The 3711-nt window shown below is 72.4% G+C and carries 4 protein-coding genes; 1 reads left to right on the plus strand and 3 read right to left on the minus strand.

Going from position 1 to position 3711, the window contains the following annotated elements; all coding sequences use genetic code 11:
* Positions 1-31: 31 nt before the first annotated feature.
* The 3 genes from HCJ92_RS23060 to HCJ92_RS23070 all read right to left on the minus strand — a co-directional run bounded on the left by HCJ92_RS23060 (position 32) and on the right by HCJ92_RS23070 (position 2982).
* Positions 32-1204, minus strand: a complete 1173-nt coding sequence (locus HCJ92_RS23060) for an aminoglycoside phosphotransferase family protein (protein ID WP_167935544.1) — start codon at positions 1202-1204, stop codon at positions 32-34.
* A gap of 200 nt (positions 1205-1404) precedes the next feature.
* Complete coding sequence (locus HCJ92_RS23065) at positions 1405-2091, minus strand: HAD family hydrolase (protein ID WP_167935545.1); 687 nt, start codon at positions 2089-2091, stop codon at positions 1405-1407.
* Positions 2092-2982 (minus strand): GntR family transcriptional regulator, encoded by an 891-nt coding sequence (locus HCJ92_RS23070; protein ID WP_338054343.1) that lies wholly within the window; start codon positions 2980-2982, stop codon positions 2092-2094.
* Between the two features lie 166 nt (positions 2983-3148).
* Here HCJ92_RS23070 and HCJ92_RS23075 point away from each other — a divergent pair, with 166 nt between their 5' ends.
* Positions 3149-3331, plus strand: a complete 183-nt coding sequence (locus HCJ92_RS23075) for a hypothetical protein (RefSeq protein WP_167935547.1) — start codon at positions 3149-3151, stop codon at positions 3329-3331.
* The last annotated feature ends 380 nt before the right edge of the window (positions 3332-3711 follow it).

Consider the following 3711-nt stretch of genomic DNA (forward strand, 5'->3'; position numbering starts at 1 on the left):
GCGCCCCCGTTCGGGGGGCGCCGGCGACCGTTCACCCGTCCCCGACGTGTGCGGGGGTGCGGCCCCGGAGCGCGGCGTAGGCGTGTTCAACGCGCGTAGCTGTGGGGACACGCAGCAGCCCCAACGGAGCTGCCGCCCGGGAGAGGGCGTCGTGCATCTGCAGTGCGCTTGCGGCGAGTTGGGCCTCCAGCCGGTCTGCCGGGGCCTTGCGGACGGCGTCGGCGTTGCGGACGGTGTCGGTGAGGACCGACTGGACCCGCTTGTACCGCAGGTAGCGCGGCAGGTCGGCGTCCACGCCCGCGGCGGCCCCGGGCAGCGCGCTCTCCACCGCCCGCGCCCACCGGTGGATCACCGCGGCCTCCTGGGCGCGGGGATACCGCATCAGGTGCAGGTGGGTGGCGAGGTCGTAGACCGGGTCCCCGACCAGTGCCAGCTCCCAGTCGATCGTCCACAGGGCCCCGTCGGACGCGGAGACGATCAGGTTGTCGCGGTGCAGGTCGCCGTGGAGAAGGCAGAACGGGCGGTCGGTGAGGTGGCGCGCGGAGCGACCGAGGAAGCCGTCGTGGGCGACGGCGTCGGGGCGGATGCCCAGCGCCGAGAAGAGCCCCGGAAGCAGCGGCGCGTAGCGCCGGTGCACCCGGACGCGGGTGAAGCGCAGCAGCGACTGGAGGAAGGTGGCGCTGTCGGTGGGTCTCGTGGCGGGCGGGCAGTTGTGGAGGGTGGCGAGATCGGCGGTCCCGAGGCCGGCGATATGGCCGAAGAGCTCCGTCACGTGGCCGACTTGGCTCCCTGTCAGCCAACTGCCCGGTGGGTGTGGGCCGGAGAGCGCGGTGCCCTCGATGTAGTCGTGCGTCTGGAGCCCGTCGGCGGTGTGGTGGGCCCTGGGGACGCGGGGGACGCCGCGGCTCTCCAGCCGCCGCAGCAGTCCGTCCTCGTCGAGTATGCAGCGGGGGTCGAAGCGAGGCACGTGGTGCCGGGGTTCGCCGGTCTTCAGCCGGGTCCCGGGCGGGGTGTCGCCGCCGGGCGGGGCTTGGTGGACCTGCCAACTGCGGTGGTGGCCGTCGAGGGTGACGGGCTCCGCCGGTCGAGGTGTCGTGGCGGTGGGCCCGCCGTGCGCGGTGGCGAACGGCGGGGCCGGTGAGGGGTAGGGCAGCGCACTGCCGAGGAAAGTGGGTGCGCCGAGGTCAGTTAGCGGCTTGCGCATGGGGACACACTCCGGGACGGGGAGGTGCGCGGGCGGATGACGGCCCGGTGGACCGGCTCGAGGCGGTCCCACAGTGATTGTGGAGCCTTGGACACCGTCCGGGGCGTGGGGTGGCCCGTGACGAGGGGGCGCGCGGCGGCGGCGGACCGGCGGGACGCCGGTGTGGGGCCGTCAACCGGACGGTGGCCGGTCGGGCACGTTCACCCGAAGGAGTCATAGGACGGCAGTGAGTTCACCGTGCCCAGTACGTTCCCCAGTCGGGTGACGACATACTCGGCGCCTGCGGCGTGGAGTTGCTCGGCTCGCTGCCGGTCCGGGGCGAACCCCAGGAAGGCGACCCCGGCGGCCTTCGCGGCAGCGAGATCGGTCGGCGTGTCCCCGATCATGAGAGAACGGTCCGGCGGCGCGCCCGTGGAGCACAGCGCGCGGTGCACCACGTCGGGGTGGGGTTTGAGCAGGGCAACCTCCCCGGCGCGGCCGTGGACGTGGTCGTGGAACTGTCCGGCGAGGCCGCTGACGCCGAGGTAGGCGCTCACGGCGAGGGCGGAGTTGTTGCTCGCCACGGCGAGGCGGCGTCCTCGGCCGCTCAGGGCGTGGACGAGCGCCGCGGCGCCGGTGGTGGGGCGGGCGGTGGCCGCCGCGTGGACCTCCTCGCGGGTCAGCTCCTCCTCCAGGAGCCGGGAGGCGGCGGAGCCGGGGTGGGAGGCGGCGGCGGCACGCAGCACGGCGTGGGGGTCGTCTGTCGCGGGGACGGGCAGCTGATGCTCGTCGGCGAGCGTCCGGAGGCGCTCGGCCACCGATGAGGCCGTGCGGACCGCGAACAACGAGCAGAGCGGCCCGTCGAAGTCGAAGATCACACACTCGGTATGAGCGAAGAGTTTCCTCATCTAACCGAGTGTGACGGGCTCCGCTATCGTTGACCAGAGGGACTCGAACCACAGGCGGGACTCGGCGACGAAGGCGGCGTCCTGCTCGTCGCGGCTGTCCTTGTCCCGGGAGGCGCGGAAGATCTTGGAGCTCAGGCCGAGCACGTCGTAGATCTCCAGCTCCTCGTTCTCGAACTCCACGGTGCGCGTGACGACCTGGTAGTAGCCGGTGAGGGCCTCCAGGTCGTTCAGCAGGTAGAGCTTCTGCAACGGGGTGACCTCGACGGTGCGGATCTCGACCTTGACCTCCTGCACCAGTCCTCGTTCGGCCAATGATCCGAGTTGGTGGCGCAAAGAGGCCGAAAAGGTACGGGTGATGCGCTGGAGACGGGTGATCGGGCGCGGGTCGGCGGGGTCGGAGACGAGCCGTGGGAACGCCGGGTGGATGCCCGGGCTGGGCAGCAGAACACGGACGCTGATGGAGCGCGGGCGCAGCTCGCCGGCGGAGACCGCGATCAGAGGTGCGGCGAGCGCGGAGTTGAGCGTCTCGGTCGTCAGCGAGAAGGCGTCGATCGAGACGTGCTCGGCCTGGAAGGCCAGCGCGATGCGGTCCGCGAGCTCCACGTCCGCCGAGCGCGGAGTGTCCGGCGCGGGCGCTGTGACCTGCGCGGGAGCGCCGCGACCGCGTGATCCCAGGTAGCCCTCGCGTTGCAGCTGGGCGAGGGCGTGCCGTATTGCGGCGCGGGAGGCCCCGAACTGCTCCGCGAGCTCCCGCTGGGTCGGTAGTCGGGAGGCCGGGGCGAACTCGCCCGAGCGGATCCGGGCACGGAGTGCCTCGGCGATGTGGTCGGGGGACTGCGGGGCCGCCTGGCGGCCCGGTTCCTCGGCTGCCGGTCGGCTCTCCTCGGTCACAGCGCTCACCATACAACTTTCGGACAGTTGTGGGGAGTTCGTACGAAGACGTTCTTCTCCGGCAGGGTTGGGGCATGAGAAGGACATGGTTGGTCAACAACTTCGCCAACTCGGTGAAAGTTAGCCAGGGTTGGCTCCTCCACTGACACAGCGAGGAGTGGTCCCCATGATCGTCACATCGCTTCTGGTCGCCGCCCTGGCGGTGGCTGTCGAGCGCGTGGTCGAGGTCCAGCTCGGGCTGCCCGGCATCGTCGGGATGTTACTGCTGCGCACCGGCATCACCACCAAGAGCGGCGCCTGCGTCATCGTCGGATCGGTGCTGCTGTTCGCCCTGGTGATCTGGGGCTGACCGCCGCGGGCACCGCTCGGCCCCGAGGGGCACGGACGGCGTCGGGCGGTGCCCTCACGGCCCGGGGCCGCGACGACGACGGCGGCGAGAGCTGCCGCCGCCGCCGTCGCGGCCACGTACGGCGCGGGGGGACGAACACCGGGAACGGGAACGGCGGGAAGGAACCGGGAACGACGGCACGGGAGAGCGGCGGAGCAACGACGACGCGAGCACGGCAGCACGGCAGCACGGCGAAAGCGGCAGCGGAACGGCGGCGGAGGAACGGCGGTACGACGGCCGGGACCGGCGACGGCCACCGGCGACGGCCACCGGCGGCGGGAGCAGGGAAGCGGGAGAACGGCGCTGCGCGCAGCGGGCCGCACCACCGGACGGTGGTGCGG

The sequence above is a fragment of the Streptomyces spiramenti genome (assembly GCF_012034385.1).
Taxonomy (GTDB): Bacteria; Actinomycetota; Actinomycetes; order Streptomycetales; family Streptomycetaceae; genus Streptomyces; species Streptomyces spiramenti.